Origin of the sequence: Paracoccus actinidiae (assembly GCF_030863885.1) — a bacterium.
In the GTDB taxonomy this organism is placed as follows: domain Bacteria; phylum Pseudomonadota; class Alphaproteobacteria; order Rhodobacterales; family Rhodobacteraceae; genus Paracoccus; species Paracoccus everestensis.
This window is the reverse complement of record NZ_CP132956.1, coordinates 3,719,691-3,744,215: the sequence shown is the minus strand read 5'-3', so window position 1 is coordinate 3,744,215 and position 24,525 is coordinate 3,719,691. Positions and strand designations below refer to the sequence as shown.

The following is a 24,525-nucleotide window of genomic DNA, read 5'->3' as shown; positions in this document are numbered from 1 at the left end:
ATTCTGATGTTGAAATCCCCTGCCCTTTCAAGGCGTTCCTTTCTGGCGACGACCGGGGCCACGCTGGCTTTGTCTGCCTGCGGCCAACTGCCCGCCTATCAGGCGCCCGAAGCCGATATGCCGGAACGCTTTGCAGCCGACTCGCCTGCCCGACGCGCCGGTGCCCATGCCTGGTGGGCCGCGTTCCAGGACAGCAATCTGGACAGTCTTGTCGCCGCCGGACTGGCGCGCAATCTCGATGTCCTGACCGGCCTGTCGGTCATCCGAGAAGCGCAGGCCAATGCCCGGCTGGTTGGCGCGAACGACCTGCCACAAGTCACCGCGCAGGCCGCAGCCTCGCGCGGGGATACCGCTGGCAATGGACCGATCATCGACCAAAGCTCGGGCACGCTTGGCGTTTCGTGGCTGATCGACCTTTTCGGTGCCAACCGTGCGGCGCGGCGCGGGGCCGGCGCTCGCCTTGATGCGGCCTACCTGTCGGCCGAGGTCGCGCGCCTGACCGTGGCCAGTGCCATCGCCCAGGCCTATGTCGATGCGCGATACTATCAGCAGGCGACCAGCCTGACCCGGCAAAGCCTGGAAAGCCGCCGCCGCACGCTGGAAATGACCAGGCAGCAGGATGTGCTGGGAAGCGTGTCGAGGATCGAGGTCTTGCAGGCCGAGCAGCTTGTCACCCAGGCCGAAGCCGCGTTGCCGGCTTTGGAACTGGGCTTTGACCAGTCGGTCAATCGCCTGGCCACGCTTACGGCGACACCCAGCACGGACGTTGCCGCCCGGACCCGCCGGGGCGGCAGCCAGCCACGCGCGCGGTATCGTGCCAGTGTCGGGGTGCCTGCAGACGTGGTCCGCGCACGTCCAGATGTCCGAGTGGCCGAACGCCGGCTTGCCACGGCAGTTGCCGATGTGGGACAGGCCAGGGCCGCCTTCTATCCGCAATTGACGCTAAGCGGCACTGTGACCCCCGTCGATCTGGGCCGGGCGGGCAGCCTAAAGACCTGGAGCGTCGGGCCGCAGCTTTCCGTCCCCCTGTTCAACGCCGCCACCCAGGCCAACCTGTCGGCCGCCGAGGCGCGGGCCGAACAGGCGCGCCTTGCCTGGCTTGCCTCGGTCCTGAACGCCGTCGAAGAGGTCGAGAACGCCTTGGCGGGATACAACCGCGACGCACGCGCCGTGGATGCGCAATCCCGCCTTGTCGCCAATGCCTCCGAGGCGGTGGACCTGACCCGGACCGCTTACGAACTGGGGGACGCCGCGTTCTTCCCGGTGTTGGACGCAGAGCGGACCCTTCTGGAAGCCCGCCAGCAGCTTGCCAATGCCGTGCGGCAGCAGGCGCTGAACTTCATTGCGCTCAGCGTGGCGGCCTCCGGCGGGGTTGGTGTCGCAAGTGCTTCCTAGCGCCTGTGGTATCGGCCATATTCTTCATATCCAAAGTGTCATCGCAAAAACCCTCCAACCTGAACCCAGCCAAATGCGGGAAGGTAAAAAGCGGGCCCGAAATTCCACCGCATCGGGCGTCGCCCCGGCAGGCGGTTGCAGAACGTGGCTTCGGGCCAATGAAACGAACGGAAGTCAGTATGTCACCTGAAAGGCCCATTCGGCCCGCCCGTGTCCTTTCGCTCATGCTGGGCATCACCCTGGCAGGATTGGGAATTGACCTGCTGATGCACGATTCCGTGTCGGAGATCTTCAAGGAAGGGCATTCGATCGAAGCATTGTCCGTGGTCATTCTTGTCGCTGCCGCCTTTTGGTCGTTCGGCAATCGGGGCATCACAGGACGGGAATGGCATATTCCCGTCATCCTGATCCTGATGGCTCTGCGCGAACTCGACATCGACAAGCGCCTCACCTCCGAGGGAGTCCTGCAGCTTCGGCTTTACACCGGCACCGCGCCGCTGTGGGAGAAGGCAGCAGGCTTTGCGGTGGTCATGCTGATCCTTGTCTGCCTTATCCGGCTGGCATGGCTGAACCTGCCGCAGTGGTTGCGGGGATTGCAACAGGGCGCCGGTTCGGCGTGGCTTGCGACTGGTGCGGCCCTGCTGATCGTGATCGCCAAGTCCATGGATGGGCTGGACCGCAAGCTTGCGCCTTTGGGAATGACGCTTACCACCGAGATGGTCACAATGGCAGGGCGGCTCGAGGAGATGCTGGAACTTGCCGCCTATATCATGCTGGCACAGGCGGCGGTTTACGTTGCCCGACCGCATACTCTTGCACGGTGGCGCGGCCCTGCTGCATAGCTTGCGGTTGAAGCGCGGTTTCCCTTCCGCACCAATACCTTGGCATGCGAGTGATGTGGCAGGCAGGCTTTTCCATGGTGCTGAGGCGCGTTCCGCAACAAGATCATCATGTTGGAACCGTGCAACACCGCGGATCGGCGCAAGGCGGTCGTAGACCTGAATTGCCGCAGCCATGACGGGCCGAACCTGTGGATCACCGATGCGGCGGTGCTGCCCACCTTGGCGGCAGTCAATCCGGCTTTGACGATTGCCGCGCTGGCCTGGAAGCCGGCAGCTGCCATTGCCTTCGAACTGGAACACGGGGGAAAGACCACGCGACGCCCATTCCGCAATCTGGACTTGCTTGACGGATGCCAGGGCAATCCCGCTGATGCGCTTGGAGGAAGCAGCCGGAAAGCGGGCATGGCCAAGGAACTCCCGTCACCGTCTTCTGTTGTTTCCATGCAAAGCAGGATGGAATTGCCCTTCATGACCACGGATCCCGAGGCTGATACGATTGATAAGCTGATATCGTTATCAATGTTGTATCAAGCACGTCGCCTTGCCGAGAACTATGGCGGCAAAGGCCGGATGTGGCAAAATCCCTATGCCGAGTCCCGGCCCCGGGCAGCGTCGGCGATCGCTCCCGTCTGGTTCACGGCCTATCCCCCTTCCGTGATCACGCGTCCCGGCCAGACCGTTCTTGGCGCGCTTGGCGATCCGCGGCTGTGGTCCGCGTTGGCCTCGATGGGGATCCGGGCGATCCATACTGGCCCGACCAAGCAGGCCGGTGGCTATAAGGACGGACGATACACGCCGACGGTCGACGGAAACTTCGACCGGATCGGCTTCGGAACAGACCCTGCCTTTGGCACGACCGAGGAGTTTCAGGCGATCAGCCGAATGGCCGCTGCCCACAATGCCGTCGTGATCGACGACGTGATCCCCGCCCATACCGGCAAGGGGCCGGACTTCCGCCTCGCGGAAATGAATCACTCCCTCTATCCGGGCCTTTACCACATGGTGGAAGTCCCCGAGGAGGAATGGGCCGTGCTTCCCGAGGTTCCCGAGGGGCGCGATTCCGTCAACCTGCCGCCTGCAATCGTCGACCATCTCAAGGAGCGCGGGTTGATCGTCGGGCAGTTGCAGCGGGTCATCTTCTTCGAACCGGGCATCAAGGAAACGGATTGGAGCGTGACCGGTCCCGTGTCAGGCATCGACGGCAAGATTCGCCGCTGGGTTTATCTTCACTATTTCAAGGAAGGGCAGCCAAGTCTCAATTGGCTCGATCCCTCATTTGCGGCACAGCAGATGATCATCGGCGATGCCCTGCATTCGATCGATCATATGGGCGCGCGAGGGCTGCGGCTGGATGCGAATGGCTTTCTTGGCGTCGAGCGGCGCAGCGACGGCGCCTCTGCCTGGTCGGAAAGCCATCCGCTTTCCGTCACCGGGAACGCCTTGCTGGCCGGCATGATCAGGAAGGCTGGCGGCTTTTCGTTCCAGGAACTGAACCTCACCGTTGACGATATTGCCTCGATGTCAAAAGGCGGGGCCGATCTTTCCTATGATTTCATCACCCGGCCTGCCTATCATCATGCTCTTCTTACTGGTAATACCGAGTTCCTGCGCATGATGCTGCGCATGGTGCATGATTTCGGCATTGATCCGGCATCCTTGATCCATGCCCTCCAGAACCATGATGAACTGACCACGGAACTGGTCCACTTCTGGACCCTGCACGCAGACGATATCTTCACCTTTGCCGACAAGACATGGCAAGGGCGCACCCTGCGGATGCATTTGCGTGATGAAATCAGGGAACGCCTGACCGGCACCAACGCGCCTTACAATCTTCCCTTCGTGACGAACGGAATTGCCTGCACGACTGCCAGCGTCATAACCGCCGCGCTTGGCATCTCCGATCTGGACAAGATCGGCGACGAAGACATCCAGCTTATCAGAAAGATTCACCTGCTGCTTGTCATGTACAACGCATTCCAGCCAGGAGTATTTGCCCTGTCCGGCTGGGATCTTGTCGGCGCGCTGCCCTTGGATGCGTCCGCCGTGCAAGACCTCATGACGGACGGCGACACGCGTTGGATCGAGCGTGGCGCATATGACCTGACGGGACAGGCTGCGGATCAGGCGTTTTCGTCGGACGGGATACCACGGACCCGTGCGCTTTACGGATCGATCTGCGACCAACTGGAACACCCAGACTCGTTTGCATCGCAACTCAAGCGCCTTCTTGCGGTCCGGGAAGCCTATGGCTTGGCGGCAAGTCACCAAACGCAGATCCCAGATGTTTCCGCGGCGGGCCTGCTGGTGATGGTTCATGTCTTGCCCAATGGCCGAGGGACGCAGGTGACAGCCCTGAATTTCAGCGCCGAGGTCATCGAGGAAGTCATTCACCTGACCGAAGTTCCGCCAGGTCCGGTCGTCGACATGATCGCGGAATCGGTTTTGGGGGATTTGGGAGAGAATGGATCGCTTACGATCAATCTGGATCCTTACGAAGGACTTTCGCTGCGAGTGGTTAGCACGTCACCCTTGCTCTGAACCCCGGGCAAAGGGAAAAGTCTCCGCTTCAGGCTGGACGTCGCGCCGCAGCCGGATCGGAGATCACGTCCGGGCGGCCAAACGACCGGCGAAGGGTCTGACGCGGCGCATAACACATGCCCAAAGGTCTTCCCTTCCGCCATGCACCTCGCTGCCGCCGTGGTGTTCCCGGTATGAACAAGAACAGCCCCTGCCCTAGTAAAGGCCGTCGATCTCGACCGGAAGACGGCGTACCGGCTTGGGTTCAGTCAGCAGACTGCGTTGGTCGTTCGGATCGGCCTCGATGGCGCGCAGCCGTTGGAACCGGTTGCCCGACACGGCCGAAACGTCCCCGCGCGTGCGCAGGATCGTCGGCCGCAGGAAGACGAACAGGGTCTGCCGCCGCGCTGATTCCTGTGTCGATCTGAACAGGCCGCCGACCACGGGCAGCCGGCTGAGGCCCGGAACGCCGGTGCGGTTCGTCTGCCGGTCGTCCGAAATCAGCCCACCCAGCACGATGGTGCCGCCGTTGTCCGCCAGAACGGTCGTCTTGATGACCCGGGTGTTGGTGATGATGTCGGCGGCGCCCTGCACGGCGGCCTGCGACAGGGACGACACCTCTTGCGTGATGTCCAGTTGAACCACGTCGCCCTGGTTGACGCGCGGGACCACGCGCATCGTGATGCCGACGTCGCGTCGCTCGATCGTGTTCTGGGTGCTGCCTTCGCTTGTGAAAGAGCCGGTCCGGAACGGCACGTTCTGGCCCACGACGATTTCCGCCGGCTGGTTGTCCAGCGTGGTGATCGAGGGGTTGGACAGCAGGTTGGCCTTGGTGGAGGTTCCCAAAGCCTGAAGCAACAAGCCGAACTGATCCTCGCGCGACAGCCCTATCGAAAGGCCTTGCGGGGAAATCCCCGGCGCGACCGGAGCATCCAGCAGGGCCAGGATGTTGCGCAAGGTGGGCCCCTGCGGCGAGAACGACGTGGCGGCAAAACCCGCAGGCGGCGCCGCCGAGCCGAAACCCAGCTGAACCCCCAGGGCTTCCGCGATGTCGCCGGACACTTCGACAATGGCGGCCTCGATCAGCACCTGCGGGCGGCGCTGATCCAGTTGACCGATCAAGGCGGCCAGGTCGGCCTGCACTTCTTCCCGGGCGCGCACGATGATGGCATTGGAGGCCACCACCGGCTGGATCGAGATGTTTTCCTCGGTGGGTGCGGTGAAGGATTCTATCGGCGCTGTCTCAAGCTGCCCCAAGGTGGCATCCACCACCTCACCGCTGAAGAAGTCGGGATCGGGCAATGCCTCGGTCACGGGGTTGGTGGCGATGCCGCCCGACCCCACGAGGCCCTGAAGCACCTCGGCCATCGAGGCGGCATCGGCGAAGCGCAGGTTATAGACTCGCGTCACCGGCAGGTTCGAAGGCGCCGGCGGTCCGGGGATGTCCAAGTTCGCGGCGATGTCGCGGGCTATGGCGAAGGTCTGGGGATCGGCGTTCACAAGGATCGTGTTCGACCGCGGATCGACGGTGATCTTGGGAACCAGCGCATTGCCGGGCGCGCCTTCGACCGGGGTTCCCAAGGCTCCCTTCAGGGCCTCGGCCACTTGGGTGGCGTCCGCATTGCGAAGACGGAGCGAATAGACCTGCTGGCCGTTATCGACATCAAGGGTGCGGACGATGTCCTCGATCCGGCGCACGTTCTCGGCGGTGTCGGTGATGACCAGCGTATTGGTATCCACAATCGCCTCGATATAGCCGTAGCTGGCGACAAGGGGACGCAGGGCGGCCACGGCGGTGGTCGCCGGGAAGTTCCGCAGGGGAACAAGTTCGGTGATCACGTCCAGACGGCCAGGATTCGGGGTTTCCTGCGGCGTGGTGCCGCCCTCGCGGATGGTGGCTTGCGGCACGATCCGCCACAGGTTGCCAGACGGCAGCGCGACATAGCCTTGGACGGCCAGGACCGACTGGAACAGTTCCCACACGCCCGAGGCTGTCAAAGGATTTGCCGATATGACGGTCACCACGCCCGAGACGTTTGGATCGAGAACCAGCGTACGGTCCGTGATTTCCGACACCTGTTCCGACAAAGAGCGGATATCGGCATCGCGCAGGTTGATGACATAGGTCGCCTCGGTATCGGGCAGCGGCGCGGTCGGCGCGGGAACCAAAGCCTCCGGCGGCACGGCGATGACCGGCGGCGTGATCGAGCCATCGGGTGCCGCCTGCTTCTCCAACGGCAGCGCTTCCTGGCTCGGTGCCACGCCGGGCACCGAGGGGGCCGCTTCTGGCGGAATGCTTTCCTGGGGAACGGGGGTGGCTGCCTCCTGCGCCAGCGCAGGATTGCCCAAGACGCACAGGGCCGTCAGGACGACGGCCGCAAACAACTTTGGGCTGGGAGTCACGCGCATTGTGATCATCGTAGAAGAAATGACATGGCAATCGCCTGCCCGTCACGCTGCAATTCGACCCGAAGCTGGCCAGAGGCCACGATGTCGTCAAAATGTTGCCGGTCGGCATCAATGTCGCCGACCTGTCGGCCATTTACCAAGGTTATCACATCGCCGGGCAGAAACCCGGCCTGAGCCAGTTCTGGTCCAAGATTGGCGCCGATCTCATACCCACCTTGAGCGGGAGCCAGTCCAAGTTCTTCCAGAAGCCTGCCCGGATCGGCGTCCAGGGCATCCCGATACCGGGCGATCGTTTCGTCGAGGGGGCTGGCGGGGTCGGACAGGGCAACGGACCGGGGCCTGGCGGCTGGCGACGGCAGGTTGCGAAAATTGTTTCCGATATCAGGCGCCGCAGCCTCGGGCCGTTTCGTGAATGACAGCGTTTCGGGTTGCCCATTGACGCGCAACACGACGTGATCCCCGTTCACTTCGGCCAGATCCGCGTTGGCCGTGATGCGCGCCCCGACGGGATAGCTGGCAACCGGAGTGTCCCCCCCCGAAATGATCGCCCGCGAAGCAGAGGTCGGATTGCCGATTGTCACCCCTAGCAGGACGAGGCCAAGGCTGGACTCGCCCGCTGCCTGCGGTTCGGGGGCGGGCGTGCTGTCCTGCCCAAAGGGCGCGAAGGCCAGGATAGGCTCCAGATCGTTTTGCGTGGCAGGTTCGTCCGGGGCTGCTGAAGCGGCGGGGATGATCTGCCCGCCTTCGCCTTTCAGGCGCCAGATCACCGGGGCTGCGGTCCAGCCCAGGCTAACGGCGCAGAGCGCGGCACCTCCCCACAGGGCCGCCCGTCCCAGCAGGGGTGGGATACGCTTGCCCTCGAACGCCGCCGTGTCGATCATTGCTCGGCGCTCCGCAGGACGAAGCCTGTCAGACGTGCATAAACCTGCCCATCGGCCATGTCTGTTGCCGCAAGATCGACCTGTTCCAGGCCGGGATCGCTGGTGGGGCTGCGCGTTTCCGTCACACGAATGGAATGCCCCATCATGGATACGGGGTCCGCCTGCGGCTTGGCGCCGATGACCAGTTCGGCCAGATGGTTTTCGGCTGCCCATTGCGCCGCCGCACGGGCCTCCAGCGCGGAAATGTTGCGGATATGGGCTTGGGTTGCGCCCAGAAGGGCCATGGCCGCCATTGCCAGGACAGCCAGCGCAACCAGCGTCTCGACCAGGGTGAAACCCGCATCGCTGCGCCTGTTCATGTCGGCCCTCGTGGGAGGGCCAAGGCGCTGAATCCGTCGAACTCGACACGCCAGGGCAAGCCAATGCCCTGGAAATCGATATGGCGGGCAAGCCCGCTGCCGCTGGCTGCAATCATCAGCGCGTCCCCTGTTCCCGAAACCGCCATGCTCAGCGGTGGGCGAAGGTCGTGACGGGCCGCCAGCATGGGCACCACAGCCGGCTGCCATTCCGCATCGCCGCCCGTCCATTGCACAAAGGCATAGCCGCGCTTATCCCACAGCAGTTGCAGGGGCATTCCCGATACAAGCGCCTCGTCAACGGCAAGCGACAGATGCCGCGCCAGGCGCACGGCCTCGGCTTGGGCGCCATCCCCGCGGTCGGAGCCGTTAAGGCCCATCATGGCGGTCGCCGTCGCGACTCCGATCACCGCGATGACGATCAGCGTTTCGATCAGAGTCAGCCCCGCCTGGGAATCACGCCGCTTCACCCGGGCAGGCCGCGCCAGTATCATCCGCTTGCGCCTGCCGAAGCGACCCCGGGGCCATAGCGGATGTCCGCATCGACCCCCTCGCCACCCGGTGCGCGGTCCGCGCCGAGCGACATCAGTTCATAAGGGCCGTTCTGTCCGGGCGACTGATATACGTAAGGGCTGCCCCAGGGGTCGGCAGAAATATCCGGCAGATACCCGCCCGGCGCCCAGTTGACCGGCAGGGGCGCCTGGTTCGGCGGCGAGGCAAGCGCGGACAACCCCTGGGATGTGGTGGGATAGGTGCGATTGTCGAGGCGATACATCTCGAGGCTTGACGCGATCGTGCGCATGTCTGCGCCCGCGACAGCGGCCCGCGCCTGGTCAGGACGTCCCATCACCTGCGGCACGACCAGCGACGCCACGATCCCGATGATGACCAGCACGACCATCATCTCGATCAGGGTGACGCCGCTTTCGGGATGGCGGCAGCTGCGCGTGCAGTCTGGCAAGGCTTCATGGTCGGGAAAGACGGACTTGCGCAGCTGTTGTACCGAAAGCATTGGCCGGACTTTCAAGCGGTTTCGGCGGGTCCAGGGTCATATTCCTTGAATCCTGGCCGGGTTTCCCCTTCTACTTCCAGAATGAAGAAAACCGCTCGTTTTAGCAAGGCTGCTGGCACGACATGAACGAGCCCGCCATCACTGCGCCACCACCATCTCGGGCCGCTACGCGAATGCCGTTGATCGCTGCGCGGGCGGTACCTGTCCCAAGCGGCGGCGTGTCGGTCGTGGCCCCTGAAGCGACCTATATTCCGGGCGAGGATGTGCTGCTGCTTTCGGTTGACTTGCCCGCGATGTCCCCGGCGCAGCGCCGGGCAGCCATAGGCTTTGCCATCGAAGACAGCCTGGCCCAGCCGCTGGATCAGGTTCACGTTGCGCTTGGGCCGCAGATGGCCTCGGGCTCTTGGCTGGTCGGCGTCGTCAGCCGCGACCTGTTGGGTGGGATCGCCGGGCCCCCGGGGCACCGGCTGGTGCCGGATACCCTTGTCGTGCCGGTCCCTGGGGCGGGTTGGGCCGTGCTGGGCCAGGACGAGCGCGTTCTTGTGCGGCTACCCGACGGCACAGGATTTGCCGCCGATCCCATGTCGGTTGCCCAGCTTTGGCACATGGCGGGAATGCCGCCAGTCCTGTCCTATGGCGGACCCCTGCCCCCAGGCATGATCGTCGCGGAAACGGCCCTGCTGCCTGAAGCCCCAGACAGGGTGCAGGCCCAGTTTGATCTTCGGGTCGGGTTGCAAACAGCGCAGGGGTTCCGCCTGTCCCGCCGATGGGCGATGCCCCTTGGTATCCTTGCAGCCTTTGTGCTGGGGCACCTTCTGATCGCCGCCGCGGATCTCGTGGCGCTGAACCGCATCGAGGCCGAGCGTGCCGAACAGTTGCGTGGGTTGCTGGCGGCAGCGGGCATCCCGGCAGGCGATGATCTTTCCGACGCCGTGTCGCGCGCCCTGGTTGCCAAGGAGCCGCCTGCCCAGGGAACGTTCCTGGACCTTTCGACGCAGATTTTCGGGGCGATTTCTGGCTATATCGGTCAGGCTACGCTTCGCGACCTGCGATACACGGCCGCACAAGACAGCATCGTCATGACGCTTGAGGCCGCCAGCCTCGAAGCATTGCAAGAAATCGAGGACGCCCTGCGCTCTGCTGGTCTTCCGGTGCAGACCGGTGCCGCCACCACCAGCGAGGACAGGGCCGAGGTGCAGATGACCGTGGGCAGGACTGCGCCATGAGGGCGACGATGCACGGATATGTGGACCGTTGGCTCAAGCAATCCACCGCGCGGGAACGATGGCTGCTGATCGCGGGGGGCGCGGCAGTGCTGATCTGGATCGTCTTTGCGCTGGTCTGGCAACCCATGCAGGTACGTCGTGATGCGGTCAGCCGCCAGATAGCCCTCTACGAACGCGCCATCGGGGCGCTGCAAGCTGCGCCCGCCCCGACAGCCGCCGCCCCCGTGGATCCCAGGTCCCTGAATGCGATCGTCACCGATGCCGCAGGCGGATTTGGCCTTTCGATCCGTCGCCTGGAACCCGAAGGCAACCGCATCCGGGTTACCGTAAACGACGCTGCGTTCCAGTCCCTGATCCTCTGGCTCGACGCCATGCAAAGGGATTCGGGACTGCGCGCCAGCGAACTCGCCATGACGCGAGGCCCCGCCCCCGGTGTCGTCAACGCCACCCTTGTGCTGGAGAGATGAGCATGTCCCGTGAGGATAGGTTGCCCTATGCATTCGCCCGCCGGCACGGCGTTCTACTGGAATACGGGCCACAAGGTCCGGTCTGCCTAGCCCGTCCCGCCGCGCCGCTGGCCGCCCTTGCCGAAGTGCGTCGGCTGGCAGGCCAGACGGTGCGGCTGGAACAGGTTACCCAAGACATTTTCGACGCTCGTGTATCGGTTGTTTACCGCGACGATGCGGTTTTGGCGTCGGCTGCGGCGGGGGATGCGGCGGGGGACGGGGGCGGGCTTGGCTCGCTGGCGGACACGGCGGCGGTTGGGGCCAATGCGCCATGGCACGCGCCAGCTCTATGGTAAGCGCGCGCGCCATGGCGCAGGCCACCGCCACCTGGCCTGGTTTTACGCCGCCGCGTGGCCGGGTTTTGCACCGACGTTGACAGATCCGGCCGGGATGCGATCAAGCTCGGGTTCTCGCGCGATCCCGTCTCGCGCCTGCGCTATCAGCTGATCACCGAGCGCGACCAGGAGGCGCGGCTCATCCGCACCATCGCGGTGCCGACCGGCAGGGAGGCCATGATCCTCGAGAAGCGCCTGCATGTCGCCCTCCGGCAGCAGCATCCCGAGGCTGTGCTCGACCGCGTGGAATTCGCGGGCGAGGTGAAGGTGGTCTCGGAACTTTACGACACGTCGATCGCCGATACGATCACAGCGCTTCTGGACAGGATCGAGGTCCGCCTCAAGCGACGAACCCGGCGCCGCGAGAAACGCCGTCTCAAGCGCCTGCGGCGGCGCCTTCAGCAGAGCCAACCTCCTGCCCGCCCCGCGGCGGACGACCCTGCCCTGGCCAGCAGCTTGCCCCCTTCCGCTCCGGACGACTCCTTACCCTCCGACCCGGGATAGGCTCACTGATCGGATCGGGAGCCTTACGGGAAACGGCCGGGACCCATCCCGTTTCGGCCGTCCCTCTGCCGCCATAGCCGCGCGCACCCGCGTCCATGCCGCCTCCCGGAACCCCTCCGGGGCGCCGCCTTCCTTCTTGCCGGAGACACCCGATGCCCCCTGTGCCGCCCCGCTCTTCCAGCCCTTTCTATCCTGCCTGGTGTGAACTCGCGCAGACCGCTGTGATCCGCCTTCTGGCCGCGGAGTCCGGCCGTCATGTCGCGGACTCCGCCGCCCATGGCTCCCGGGCCGCCGCCTGGGGCGAGGAGCGCGCGCCGGCAGAAACGGCGCCAACCCGGTCTCGGCGATCGGGAACGAAGTCCAGCATCGCGCCTGGCGCCTCCGGGAGCGGCAGGTCCGTTCCGCTGCCGCCGGTGCCCGTGTCGGTTCCCCGTCACCACCTCCTGCTGCTCGTCCGCCTGGCAGCAACCCTGGGCGGCGCGGACGCCATCGATCGGCTGCTGTCGCCGGGTGCGCTGACCCTTCTCGATGGCGTTCCCGGTGAGGATCTGGAGGACACCCGCAGTCTGCTCGAGTTCGTCCTGCCCCCATCCTGCACGATCTCCTCGAGCTCGCGGATCGTGGCGGAGGGGCCGGATCTGGTGGTGATCCGGCCGACGCTGTCGGATGGGCGGATGAGTGATTATGCTCAGCGCGAATTCCGCCGCGACGTGGTGGCGGCGCTGCAGACCCCGGCGCCCGTCTTGATCCTTCAGCCTCCCGGGGCCGCCTTGCCCGAGGGCCTGCCGGCTGCCGGGATGACGCGCATTCCATACGCCCCCCTGGACCGGGATGTCCTGCTGGCGGTCCTGCGCGTCAGCCACGGGGGACCAGACGGTCTCGACGAGGGGGCGCTCAGGGCAGCCCTGCCCCCGGATGCGGTTCTGGCGGACCTGGGCCCTCTGCCTCTGGCACTCGCGCTGCGTGCGCGAGAGGCAGAGGAAGTCGTCGCGCGCCTGGCGAGGGTCGCAGAACCGGCGGCACCGGCTCCCTCCACCCCGACGCACCCGTCCCAGGCCTCTCATGCCGTCTTACAGCCAAGCCTCGACGACTTCACGGGAGACGCTCCGGCCCTGCTCGCGGCCCGCCAGATAGCGGCGGACCTGCAGGCATGGCGGGCGGGGCAGATCCGCTGGCACGAGCTGTCGCGCTCGCTCCTTCTCTACGGCCCGCCAGGCAGCGGCAAGACCTGGCTCGCGCGCGCCATTGGCCACACCGTCGGCATGCCGGTCATCGCGGCGACCTTCGGGGCGTGGCAGGCGGCAGGGCATCTCGGCGACATGCTGCGCGAGATGCGCAAAAGCTTTGCCGACGCCCGCGCCAAGGCTCCGTCACTGCTTGTCATCGACGAGATCGACTCCGTGGGCTCGCGGGAGGATCGCACGTCTCAGAACGCGTCCTACCGCCGCCAGGTCGTCAACGCCTGCCTCACCGAACTCGACAGCATCGCGCAGCATGAGGGGGCCATCGTCATCGGCACCTGCAATGACCCCGATGCGATCGACCCCGCAATCCTCCGCCCCGGGCGTATCGACCGGACGGTGGCAATGCCGCTGCCCGACAGTGCGGCGCTGCAGGGCATCCTGCGTCACCATCTGCCAGATTGGCCCGAGGCGGACCTGCTGGAGCTGGCCCGCTCGGCCGTGGGCGTCAGCGCGGCCGCGGTGGACGCCGCCATCCGCCAGGCCCGCACGGAGGCCCGGGTTCACGGGCGGGCTCTTCTGCCCGCCGATCTGCACGCCGTCCTGGCCCCGGCATTTGATGACCACGATGCATGGGGTGTAGCGCTGTACGAATGCGGGCATGCGCTCGTCTGCGCGGCCCTGCGCCTCGGCCCGGTGCATCGCATCCGGCTGGGGCGACGGGGCGGTGGCATGACCTTTGTCGATCCTATTCCCGGCTCGGTCTCCCTGTCGCGGCTGCGCGATGAGATGGCTCAGCTTCTTGCCGGGCGCGCTGCCGAGGCCGTGGTGCTTGGCGCGGTCTCGACGGGCGCGGGCGGTGGCAGAACGTCCGACCTGGCCCAAGCCACTGCGCTCGCCACCGGGATCCATGCCCGCCATGGACTGGGGGCTTACGGACCCGTCTGGCTCGAGGACGCGGAAAAGATCCTGCTGCTCGATCCGGCCCTGCGCCGTCAGGTCCGCCAGGATCTGGAGGCCGCCGAGGCGCGGGCCCGCGCCATCCTCGTGGCCAACAGGGACATCCTGGAGAGCATGGCGCACGCGCTCCTCTCGGCGCGCGAGATGGACGCCGAGGCTATCCGCCCCTGGCTCGAGCACGTGCGCCCCGTGACGTCCGAGGGGGAGAGCGATCCTTGTCGCGCCGATGAGCCTCAGGCGCCCGACGAGGACAGCGCAACTGCGTGAGGACGCCGGAAACCCCATGCGGCCGGACACCGCAACCTTGCAGTGCGACCCGGCAAGCCTCCCTTTCTCACCACCCCCGCTCCTGGAGATCTCCATGACCACCGATGCCGCACCCTGGTTTGAGCAGATCCGTGCCGCCATCGACGAAGCCCGGTCCGGCCCGACGCCCGAAGACCTGGCCACCGCCCCGACGCTGAGCCCCTGGCACCCGATCCTGACCCTCGCGGCCGAGCCGCTGCTCTGGGGCCATGTCAACGGCCACCCGATCCTGGGGGCGCGATGGATCACCACAGCGCGCCTGATCGCCCTTGATCCCGACGGCCAGTGGGCGCGGACGTTCAGCCGCTGGTATCGGCTGAGCCGGGGGATCGGCCAGCCTGCGGCCGGTCCCGAGGCGCCAGAATGCAGACAGCCGGCGTGCGGCGACAAGGCCCGGCTGGCGGCCGACGCTGGACGCCTGGGATGTCTTCCCGTCAGCAATCGCGCCCTGCTCGATCGTCTGCTCGCGTCCCACAGGGACCAGCTGCGAGGCGCCAGAATGCAGACAGCCGGCGTGCGGCGACAAGGCCCGGCTGGCGGCCGACGCTGGACGCCTGGGATGTCTTCCCGTCAGCAATCGCGCCCTGCTCGATCGTCTGCTCGCGTCCCACAGGGACCAGCTGCGCGCGCACCGGGCCACGATCGCCGCCGAGCGGGCGGCGAGACACTGAGCCGATAGCGCGGCGGCGGGGCGGACAAGCCCTGCCGCCGCGCTTCGGCAGAGACAGGCCCACCAGCCAAACACCGCCATGACCGCCGTGCCCTGTGCCGCCGGAGCGCTCCGCTCTGCGAACCGCCACCAAGAGGCCGTCTGCCCCTGCCCCACAGCTCCCACGACCGTGAAGGAACACCCCAATGATCCTCGTCGTCGCCGATCTGCACCTGGACGCCTGGATGCGCGACGGACGCGATCCGTTGGCCAGCATCGCCCCCGTGCTGTCCCACCTCGACGCACTGATCGTCGCCGGAGATCTCAGCAACAACCCCCGATACCAGTGGCCGCGCTGCCTGGCTCGGATCGGACAACTGATCGACCCAGGCCGTGTCTGGATCGTGCCCGGCAATCACGATTATTGGAACATGCACTTGCACGGCGGCGATGATCGCTTGACGGAGATCGCCGAAGCGGCGGGTGCCCATCTGGCGCAGAAGAGGGTCATCGACATCGGAGCGGTCCGGCTGCTCTGCGCCACCCTGTGGACGGACTTCCAGTTGAGCGACGACACGCACGAGGCTATGCGCCGCGCACGAATGGTTATGCCCGACTACATCCGCATCCGGGAAAGCGTCGATCTCGCGCAGGGCCCGATCCATCCCGAAGACACACTTGCCGTGCACCAAGATCACCTAGATTGGCTCACGCAAGCGATGGCTGAGCCCTGGGGAGGACAGCGCATCATCGTCACTCACCATGCCCCCAGCCCTGCTGTGGCCGGGCAAATCAACGGCCTTTCGCCTGCTTTTGCATCTGACCTTGACGACTGGATCGAGCAGCATCGCCCCGATGGCTGGTTGTTTGGCCATACTCACCGGCTTCTGGACGCCACCGTCCATGGCGTGCCCGTGATCAACGCCTCGCTCGGCTATCCCGACGACGTCGAACCGGACCAGGAAGCCGAGCGGCTGCTGCGGGGGCTTATCGATGACCGCGGAATTCGAACAGGAAGCTGACATCATACCCGCGGCGACCATGACGAAGATGCCGTGCGTTAGCTGCGGCCGTCCCTTTCGTCTCAGCCAGGGCGCCGATGGGAGACCACCTGACCCCTGAAGGCCAGGACATTCCAGGGGCAAGGGCTCCTGACCGCACCGGGGCAAGCTTGGGCTGCCAGCTTGCCTCATTCGGCATCCTTCGAGAAGAGCTGGACGGCCGCAGGAAGCCAAAAATCCCTCCAGATAACACTCCGAAAAGGCGAAAAAGCCTGTCCAACTGCCTCAGAACCCGATTTTCGGGGCCGCTGTAACAGTGATTTCATTTGAAATCAATGTGTTACACCCGTTACACGGTGTAACAGAAACTGTAACAGGTCAAGATATTGATTTCATTGAAGAATAGGGCAAGTGTTTCATTGTTACATGTTCTGGAAGATATATATACTAATACGTGCGCGCACCCACGCGCCCACGCACGCACGCACGCACAGGAAGACACTCGGGCCGTTTTTTTGGTGTAACACTGTAACATCGTTTAGTTTCAATGCTTTATCTGTTACAGAGGCGTTATACGGCTGTAACAGCGTAACAGCCTTGAGGTTTGTCGCCTCCTCCCTCTCCTACAGGTCTCGCCCGTCCATCAGGCCTGAATGCCCTTGCAAACGCCCTTTTTGGCCTGACGGCTTGTCGGAACCCCCAAGCCAGCCGCAGGCGACGCTTGAGGAAGGTTCAGCGTTCGGTGAGCAGGATGACGACAACCAAACATGCTGGCTTAGGCGACGGCAGTGAACTGCCGGGAGGGAAAGCCCGTTCCAAACCTGTGGATTACGGAAAACCGTTGTATCGCGCCCCGAAAATGTCGTTAATGTAAGGGTCGGCTTGATTTCAGAGGACTGCCGCCGACATGACCACCTTCGATCCCAAGGACATCCGGGGGAGCTTTGTCTCTCCTGCTTCTTCCGTGCCCTCCTTCCCGACCGCGCCGACAGCCGCCATCAATCTGACGGTGATCTGCGGCGATGCCCTTGCCCGGATGGCGGCACTGCCCGCCGGCAGGGTCGACGTGGTCGTGACATCTCCGCCCTACAACATCGGCGTGCCCTACCGCAGCTACGATGACTGCCTGCCCCAGCCGGCCTATCTGGACTGGATGGGAGAGACCGCCGCGCAGATCGCTCGGGTCCTGGCTGACGATGGCTCCGCTTTCATCAACCTTGGCGCCGGCGCCGATCCCTGGCAGGCCATGGACGTCGCAAACGAATTCCGCAGGCATCTGGTGCTGCAGAACATCATTACCTGGGTCAAGTCGGTAACCGTGGATGGTGTGACGCGGGGGCATGTCCGGCCTGTGAACAGCCGCCGCTATCTGAACCGCTCGCACGAGTGCATCTATCATTTCACCAAGATTGGTGACGTCTCGATCGACCGTCTGGCGATCGGTGTGCCCTACACCGACAAGACGAACCTGCGGCGGTGGAAAGCGGCGGCCCAGGACTTGCGCTGTGGCGGCAACACCTGGTTCATTCCCTATGAGACGGCCGGGAAGTCCGTCGGCGCGATGCGCCACCCGGCAGCGTTTCCGCTCGAATTGCCGCGTCGCTGCCTTCGCATGCATGGCGGGCAGGGCATCGTCCTTGATCCTTTCCTGGGCTCAGGAACCACGCTCGTCGCCGCGCGGGAGCTTGGATGGCGGGGCATCGGGATCGAGCTCGATCCGGACTATGCGGATATGGCACGAGTCCGGATCGCGGCGGCCAACGGTAAGGACAAGGGCTGAGGAAAGCTTCAGCAAGAGGCGGCGCCGGACAAGACGAGCCGCAACGCCATCACAGGAAGTGCGGGGCAAGTATGCTGTTTCTCATCGGGAAACCTGACAGCCCCGCTCCCAACGCTTCCACCGATTGCAGAGTTCGATGGGACTATTCCGTCTATGCCTGGAGTTGCCGGATGGCTGATCGTGGCGGCAGGTCTTGTCCATCATGATCCTCGAACCCTGCGAGCGAATGCCTGATCCATGACCTGGTGCCAGCAGGCAAGTGACACTGGATCGCCGCTTCCTGCATGGCGGCAGAGAAAATACAACAACAGCGTAAGCCATGAAACCCAACGACATGATCAGCAAGGGCAGACATCCCCGGGACGCGCATCCAGGCTCGTTCATCCGGGAGCTCGTGGAGACAAATCCTACCGGTGCAGAGCTGCTGAACCGCAATGCAGCCAAAGCCAACATCGCGCGGTCCTTGCGCCAAATGCGCAAGGCGAAGGGAATGACGCAGGGGCAGGTCAGCGAGACTTCGGGCATAAACCAGCCGATGATTTCCAGGCTGGAGTCTCCCCTTGGGTCTATGCCAAAACTTGACAGCGTCATGGGCTATGTGACCGCGTGCGATGGCCATCTCAGCCTGGAATTCCGGCTCGAACAAGAGGTCGGTGGCAGGCAGAGCACAGTCCACTACAGAACCGCCAGGCTGGTCTGATGCTTTGGTAGCTGCGCCTGGTTTTGGCACCCGACGATGCTTGCCGTTCCGGTCCGGCCGTTGAACAGGAACAGGAGGTGATCCGCCCAGGATTTACTGGAGCGTTATGTTTGCACCGATGGCTGCTATTCGAGAGCGTTCATAAATGCGAAGAAGCCCTTCACCGCTTCGTTTGGAGTGACGTATCCGGTAGCGCTTGGGAGGCATGTTATTGCATCAGGCAGTCCATGTCTCGGCGCGGTCCTTCGTTCTGGTTCCCACGCGACTTGGCCAATCACCTTGCAGGGGCTGAGGAACTCGATAACCTCCGTCAGAGAAGACCGGGCAGATTTGCAGCGTCAGCGCCATCATCCCCCGGACCACATCCCGTTGGTCCAACAGTCCAACAGTCCAATGATCGCCTTCAAGCACATGATCCCCCGGGTGAAGGTAAGGTCCTCAGTTCTGCCCGGCCTGATCATACGATAGCCCTGATCACGCCGTTACTCCCTCGGCGCCGGCGGCGGACCATACACGAATTCCGGCAGCACCGCTTCCCAGACATCCCGCTGTATGCGCGCGCGGAATTCCTCCCGGCTGTCAGCCTTGCGCCACCGCACCACGGCGCCGACCTCTCCCTTGAGGAACTCCACACCCTGAGGCGGCGACCATGTCCGCGCCATGCGGCCAAGGACACGTCCACGGGCATCTTGGATCAGCCAGGCTCCTGCCTCGTTCGCCAGGCGCACGGGATCGCCAACTTGGGCTTCCGCGATCGCCCGTAGCGAGGAATGATCCGCAGGTAGCCGCCCGGCCCAGGACAGATCCACGGCCTTCAGGCTGGGCATCTGATACTGCGCTGTCACCATGACCACGTCACCAGATTGGGGTGGGGCGTTCCGCCGGAGCACATGCTCTCCGCCCTGCGGCAGGAATGGATGCGCACCGATCTTCATGATGCAGAGGCTGCGCCGCGCCCGGGTCATCGCCACGTAGAACAAGCGCCGCGACGCATCGGCATCCTCATTCCTGGAGGGAGCGTCCCAGCCTCCGTTCAGGATGACCACGTCGTTGAACTGCAATCCCTTCGAGCGATGTGCTGTCAGCAGCAACAGTCCCCGCTGCTCGCTGCGGGTGTCACGCGCCCATTCGGCGAACCATTCGATGAGGTCGGGCACCGGCATGGTCTTGTCGGCGAGTTCACGGGCCAGTGCGGCGATGCCCTCGGCAATCAGGTCGGTCCAGCGGTTGGATGGCAGCGTGTTCACGGCATCGATCAGATCGCGAATGCCGAGAAGTCGCGCGGGATCGCGCCGCAAGGTCTCGATAAAGCGTTGCGTCTCGCGCAGGCGCCACACACTGGGCAGGCTCTCATTGGCCATCTCCACCGGCAGCCCCAAGGCTTCGGCATAGGCGCGCACCGGTGCGAGGCGGCGCCAGTCACGCGAGATGATCGCTGCACGCGACCAGCTCCAGTCCGGGTCCAGGCGCGACAGGCGCACGAGTTCATCGACCGCGGCCATTGCCTGCGCCACATCTCCGCCCGGACAATCCAGCACCTGCACGCGGCCTTGCACGACGGGATCAAGTGCGGTCATCTCACCGCCGGGCGGGTCCTTCCGGCGCCGCCGATCCACGCTGATGGCATGATCGGCCTTCATCCGGTCCCTGGCGGGGGCGATGACCGCATTCGCGGCCTCGATGATATGGCGGCTGGAGCGGTAGTTCTCGACCAGGAACTCCGGCCGCGCCCGGTAGTCCGCCTCGAACTGTCGGATGAAGCGGATGGAGGCGCCCGCGAAGGCATAGATGTTCTGGTCGTCGTCGCCCACCGCGAACAGGCTGAGCCGCAGGTCCGGGTCGTCCAGCGACCGGCCCGCCACGGCGGCAATCAGCGCGTATTCCTCGGGTCCGATATCCTGGTATTCGTCCACCAGGATCCAGCGGTAGCCCTGGATCAGCGTCTCGCGCTGCGCCTCGGCCTCGGCCTTGCTCAGGCCCTCGCCGTTCAGAAGACGCACGGCCTCCTTGACGATGCCGTCGAAGTCGTGGGTCTCCGTGGCGGACCCGGCGAAGCTGGCGCCAACCAGCCGCATGGCCAGAGCATGGCAGGTCGAGATCGTCACCATGCCCGCGTCGTCACCGATCAGGTGGCGCAGGCGCGCCCGGACCTCGGCGGCGGCGTGGCGGTTGTAGGTCAGCACCAGGATGCCGCGGGGATCCTCGCGCCTGACGCGGATCAGATAGGCGATGCGATGGACCAGCACGCGCGTCTTGCCCGAGCCGGGACCGGCGAGCACCAGAACGCTGGTCTGCTCCCGGTCATCGGCGACGATCTTCTGCTGCACGGGGTTGTCCAGGGCATCGACAATGGTCTTCCATGAGGTGCCAGTAGTCTGGCGCCGGATCTCCGTGGCCTTTCCGGGCATCCAACGGCTCAGGAAGGCATCGCGGTCCAGGACGAAGTAGTCCTCCGACAGGCGCGACGCCCGATCCATCGCGACAAGGCCCGTTTCCGCATAGGCGGCCATGACATGGGTCTGGACGGTCTGTTCGCCGTAATGCTCCTCCAGGGGGATAAAGTCCTTCTGCGTGAAGGCGCCCCCGGCGGCATTCAGGTGAACCGTCATGGCGGGCCGGAAGACGGTCAGCCCCTTGCCGAGACTCATCACCTCCTGTTCGTGCAACCAGAGAAGGCTGCGCTCCATGAGTTTCGTCATGTCTTTGACGCCACTCGTCCGCAGCAGCGCATCGGAGGTCAGCACCGCCAGAAGATCGCCCAGCGTGGTCTCGACCTGGAGGTCCTTGCCCCGAGTGCCTTTCGGCACCTTCCCCAGGAGATCGGACAGCAAGAGCTCGGCCGCCTGTCTGCGGATCTGGGCGGTCTGGTCCAGCACCTGCCAGGAACGTTGCAATGTCACCAGGAGCGTGTCGCGCGACACCTTGCGGACCCGCAGGTTCCCGCGCCCGCCGTCTTGGTCGCGACCATCGCGGCCCATGCCGCGCACCAGCTTTTCCACGATGTCCGGGCGGACGGTGGCATGGCCCTCGTCCCGCAGGGTCTGGCAGGCGACCGGCAGGTTCAGGGGAATGCCCCCAGACCCCTCGGCATCCGGGGCAGCCTCGCGCAGCACCGCGATCAGATCGCGCTCGAGAGCGGAGGCAAGTTCGAAGCGCTGCCGCGACTGGCCCTCGACCCCGGAATGAACGAACACCGTAACGGCCACGTCATTGCGCGCGATGCCGAGCGCTTCCAGATCGGCCAGGGCCTTGTTCAGCGCCCCGCCTGTGAGGCCGCTTACCCCGCTCAGCTCATCGGTCGAGATACCCTGGTCCCGAGGTGCATTCATCAGGTGGCGCACCATGTCTAGAAGCTGCTTGCGCCGTGTCCCGGTCACCTCGGTCTTGGCCAGGATGGCCTCTGCCTCGGCCAGCGTTCGGACCCGCAGCGAGGACGGAAAAACCTGCACCCGGTTTTCCTCGCGTGACAGGAGGGTGGCTTCCTCCAGCCAGGACACGGCCGTCTTGACCCGAGTGTCGTCGGTGGCGCTGTCCCGCTCGAACTCCTGATCGCGCTCGGCCCGCACGATCTCGGCGGCCGTGGCCACGACCTTGCCGGTCTTGCGCGTGCGCTCGTCCAGGCGGCGCAAGGCCTTCAGGATGGCGCCGATCTCATGCCGTGCCAGGCGGGATCGCGCGGAAAGCGAGAACTGCCGCTCCACATCCTCGGCGGCGAACAACAGGACGCAGTTTGCATGTTCCCGGTCTCGGCCGGCGCGTCCGGCTTCCTGGAGGTAGTTCTCGAGCGAGCCGGGGATGTCGCCATGCACCACCAGCCGGATATCGGGCTTGTCGATCCCCATGCCAAAGGCGTTTGTGGCCGCGATGATCCGCAGTTCACCCACGCGGAAGCGCTCCTGAATGTCGCGCTTCTCGTCAGGCGGCAGGCCGGCATGGAAGTGCTCTGCCGAGAGCCCCTGCTGCTTGAGAAAGCCTGCCACGCGTTCGGTCTCGCCACGGGTGGCACAGTAGACCACGGCACCAGAAGCGCCCTCCCGCGGAAGCTTCGCCTCGATCACGTCCAGGATGTCGGCAAGCTTGGTGCCCTTCTGTGTAGGACGTACCTCGAAGCTCAGGTTGGTGCGCACCGCGCCGCCATCGAGAAGCAGAAGCGCGACACCAAGCCGGGACTGGAAGTGATCGCGGATGTCGCGGACCACATCGGGCTTGGCGGTGGCCGTCAGGCACAGGATGGGCGCGGGCGGCTCGTCCCCGGCGCTTTCCTTGATGAAGCGGCCGACATAGCGGTAGTCGGGGCGGAAATCGTGCCCCCATTTCGAGATGCAATGCGCCTCGTCCAGAACCCAGAGGCCGATCTCCCGCTGCGCGAGCACCGAGCGGACCGATGTGCTGCGCAGCTGCTCGGGAGAGATCAGCAGCATGGCCGCCTCGCCCATCCGCACCTTATCGAGCGCGTCCTGGCGCTCCGGCATCGACAGCATTCCGTTCACCGTCACGGCCGAAGAGATGCCGGCCCGCTCCATGCCCTGCACCTGGTCTGCCATCAGCGCCACCAGGGGCGAGATCACCACGGTCAGCGCCCCGGTCTTGTCGAACTTCGACAATGCCGGGATCTGGTAGCAGACGGACTTGCCAGTTCCCGTGGGCAGGATGCCGAGGATGCTCGCGCCCTTCATCGCCTCGTCGACGATCCGCTCCTGCAAGGGGCGGCCTGCCTCATCCACCGGCTGCGGGCGGAAGGCCGGAAAGCCGAACCACTGCGCCAGCGCGCGGACCGGATCGTTCTTCTCCCGGCACCAGCCGCAGTCCTGATCCTCGCAGGCCGTGTCGCGCAACTGCCGGACGATGAGCGCGGCCTCGCGGAACTGCGCCCGCACCCAGGGCGGCATCACGGAGTCCCCGCCCGCGACCAGGATCCAGGACAGCGCATAGGCTGTCGGCCACCCGAGCTGGGGACCTGAAATCCGCGCCAGCACTTCTGCGATCCGCTGACCGCAGGCGCGGTTCGACAGAAGCCGGAGGATCGCCTCGCGAGCCGCGGCGTGGGTCGGTGTTTCGGCGCCCCGGACGTGGCGGAACATGGCATCGAACCCGCCTGCGTTCTCCATCCGGGTGGTCAGGTAGTGATAGGCTGTGACCGCATCCGGCTCCTCGCCGTTCAGCCGTTCGAGGGCAGCGAGTTGGTTTTCGAGAACCTGGAAGACGAGCCGCGCGTCCAGTTCCGGATCGTTGACGTGCCCCGCCTGCAGCCGCCCGTTATGGTAGTGCTTGACCAGGTGGTGGTAAGGGTTGCGCGGGAAGGCCAGCGGATTGAGCCACAGGGTATCGATCAAGGACCGAGTGAGCGTCGCAAACCGCGGCCGCGCTGCCGTCAGATGCGGCAGGTCGTGGCGGAGGATGTTGTGGCCGATCAGGTGATCGACATCGGTCGACGCTGTCTCCAGCCGATCCAGTGCGGGTTCCATATCCCGGCCCCTGCATAGGATGGCTGGCCGGGTATCGGGCCAAACGGCGGCAAGAGCGAAGATCAGGCCGGTCTTCGGATCGACTTCCAGATCAACCGACAGGCAGCGGTGCAGAAATGATTTAGAGAGTTCGGGCATCGGCACATGAAGGTCCGCGGGTCGGTCGGAGCGGTAAGCGATCATCGCCAGGACGACACAAGATCGTCAATCTTCATTTATGACGTGCGAGACTGCAGCTTAGCAGGTCCTTCCTGATGACAGCCAAGCGTCTGCATGTATGACAGGAGCGCCCCGATATGCTTGTCTGCAAAAAAGAAAGCCCGGCTCAACGAGCCGAGGCCATGACACAACCTACTTGCGCAGATCGTGGTCTCCGGCTCATTCATCCCCGCATGCACGGGGGAGCCAATTCTGCCTATTCGGCAGATACCCAAACAAGAGGCATAAGCCTGTATGTTCAGCTGCCTATCCGGCAGTTAGCTTCCTCTATCTCACCC

General features: G+C 64.9%; 18 protein-coding genes. 12 read left to right on the top strand and 6 right to left on the bottom strand.

Translation table 11 applies throughout. From position 1 onward, the window contains the following. Positions 1-6: 6 nt before the first annotated feature. The 3 genes from Q5701_RS18570 (at position 7) to treS (ending at position 4,778) form a co-directional block, all read left to right on the top strand. A complete protein-coding gene (locus Q5701_RS18570; protein ID WP_306752446.1) occupies positions 7-1,395 on the top strand; it encodes an efflux transporter outer membrane subunit in 1,389 nt (462 codons plus the stop codon). Positions 1,396-1,619: 224 nt separating this feature from the next. Continuing rightward, positions 1,620-2,237: a hypothetical protein gene (locus Q5701_RS18565; protein ID WP_306752444.1), complete on the top strand. Its 618-nt coding sequence runs from the start codon at positions 1,620-1,622 to the stop codon at positions 2,235-2,237. A 108-nt stretch (positions 2,238-2,345) separates the two neighbouring features. Continuing rightward, on the top strand, positions 2,346-4,778 hold the full coding sequence (gene treS / locus Q5701_RS18560) for a maltose alpha-D-glucosyltransferase (RefSeq protein WP_306752443.1): 2,433 nt from the start codon (positions 2,346-2,348) through the stop codon (positions 4,776-4,778). Positions 4,779-4,973: 195 nt separating this feature from the next. Here treS and gspD read toward each other — a convergent pair whose 3' ends face one another. From gspD to gspG, 5 genes are read right to left on the bottom strand one after another with little or no spacing between them, the layout of a single operon-like run. Continuing rightward, positions 4,974-7,142: a type II secretion system secretin GspD gene (gene gspD / locus Q5701_RS18555; RefSeq protein WP_306752442.1), complete on the bottom strand. Its 2,169-nt coding sequence runs from the start codon at positions 7,140-7,142 to the stop codon at positions 4,974-4,976. A 29-nt stretch (positions 7,143-7,171) separates the two neighbouring features. Further along, positions 7,172-8,047, bottom strand: coding sequence for a type II secretion system protein N (locus Q5701_RS18550; protein ID WP_306752441.1), 876 nt, complete (start codon positions 8,045-8,047; stop codon positions 7,172-7,174). After that, positions 8,044-8,406, bottom strand: coding sequence for a type II secretion system minor pseudopilin GspI (gene gspI / locus Q5701_RS18545; protein ID WP_306752440.1), 363 nt, complete (start codon positions 8,404-8,406; stop codon positions 8,044-8,046). The genes Q5701_RS18550 and gspI overlap by 4 nt, the downstream gene beginning before the upstream one ends. After that, positions 8,403-8,873, bottom strand: a complete 471-nt coding sequence (locus Q5701_RS18540; protein WP_306752439.1) for a prepilin-type N-terminal cleavage/methylation domain-containing protein — start codon at positions 8,871-8,873, stop codon at positions 8,403-8,405. Before Q5701_RS18540 ends, gspI begins: the two co-directional genes overlap by 4 nt. A 20-nt stretch (positions 8,874-8,893) precedes the next feature. Continuing rightward, a complete protein-coding gene (gspG, locus tag Q5701_RS18535) occupies positions 8,894-9,415 on the bottom strand; it encodes a type II secretion system major pseudopilin GspG (RefSeq protein ID WP_306752438.1) in 522 nt (173 codons plus the stop codon). 173 nt (positions 9,416-9,588) lie between these two features. Here gspG and gspL point away from each other — a divergent pair, with 173 nt between their 5' ends. The 9 genes from gspL to Q5701_RS18490 all read left to right on the top strand — a co-directional run bounded on the left by gspL (position 9,589) and on the right by Q5701_RS18490 (position 18,563). Beyond that, positions 9,589-10,641, top strand: a complete 1,053-nt coding sequence (gene gspL / locus Q5701_RS18530) for a type II secretion system protein GspL (protein WP_306752437.1) — start codon at positions 9,589-9,591, stop codon at positions 10,639-10,641. Continuing rightward, on the top strand, positions 10,638-11,108 hold the full coding sequence (locus Q5701_RS18525) for a type II secretion system protein M (protein ID WP_306752436.1): 471 nt from the start codon (positions 10,638-10,640) through the stop codon (positions 11,106-11,108). Before gspL ends, Q5701_RS18525 begins: the two co-directional genes overlap by 4 nt. Positions 11,109-11,128: 20 nt before the next feature. Further along, positions 11,129-11,443 carry a hypothetical protein gene (locus Q5701_RS18520; protein ID WP_306752435.1) on the top strand — a complete coding sequence of 105 codons (315 nt, stop codon included), beginning with the start codon at positions 11,129-11,131 and terminating at the stop codon, positions 11,441-11,443. 54 nt (positions 11,444-11,497) lie between these two features. After that, positions 11,498-11,986 (top strand): hypothetical protein, encoded by a 489-nt coding sequence (locus Q5701_RS18515; RefSeq protein ID WP_306752434.1) that lies wholly within the window; start codon positions 11,498-11,500, stop codon positions 11,984-11,986. Positions 11,987-12,405: 419 nt separating this feature from the next. Next, a complete protein-coding gene (locus Q5701_RS18510) occupies positions 12,406-14,394 on the top strand; it encodes an AAA family ATPase (protein ID WP_306752433.1) in 1,989 nt (662 codons plus the stop codon). A gap of 94 nt (positions 14,395-14,488) precedes the next feature. Next, positions 14,489-15,112 carry a DUF6634 family protein gene (locus tag Q5701_RS18505; RefSeq protein ID WP_306752432.1) on the top strand — a complete coding sequence of 208 codons (624 nt, stop codon included), beginning with the start codon at positions 14,489-14,491 and terminating at the stop codon, positions 15,110-15,112. A gap of 176 nt (positions 15,113-15,288) precedes the next feature. Beyond that, positions 15,289-16,104 (top strand): metallophosphoesterase, encoded by an 816-nt coding sequence (locus Q5701_RS18500; protein ID WP_306752431.1) that lies wholly within the window; start codon positions 15,289-15,291, stop codon positions 16,102-16,104. An 886-nt stretch (positions 16,105-16,990) separates the two neighbouring features. After that, positions 16,991-17,863, top strand: coding sequence for a DNA-methyltransferase (locus Q5701_RS18495; RefSeq protein WP_306752430.1), 873 nt, complete (start codon positions 16,991-16,993; stop codon positions 17,861-17,863). Between the two features lie 319 nt (positions 17,864-18,182). Next, positions 18,183-18,563 carry a helix-turn-helix domain-containing protein gene (locus Q5701_RS18490; protein WP_306752429.1) on the top strand — a complete coding sequence of 127 codons (381 nt, stop codon included), beginning with the start codon at positions 18,183-18,185 and terminating at the stop codon, positions 18,561-18,563. A gap of 482 nt (positions 18,564-19,045) precedes the next feature. Here Q5701_RS18490 and Q5701_RS18485 read toward each other — a convergent pair whose 3' ends face one another. Further along, positions 19,046-24,028: a RecQ family ATP-dependent DNA helicase gene (locus tag Q5701_RS18485; RefSeq protein ID WP_306752428.1), complete on the bottom strand. Its 4,983-nt coding sequence runs from the start codon at positions 24,026-24,028 to the stop codon at positions 19,046-19,048. Positions 24,029-24,525 lie beyond the last annotated feature (497 nt).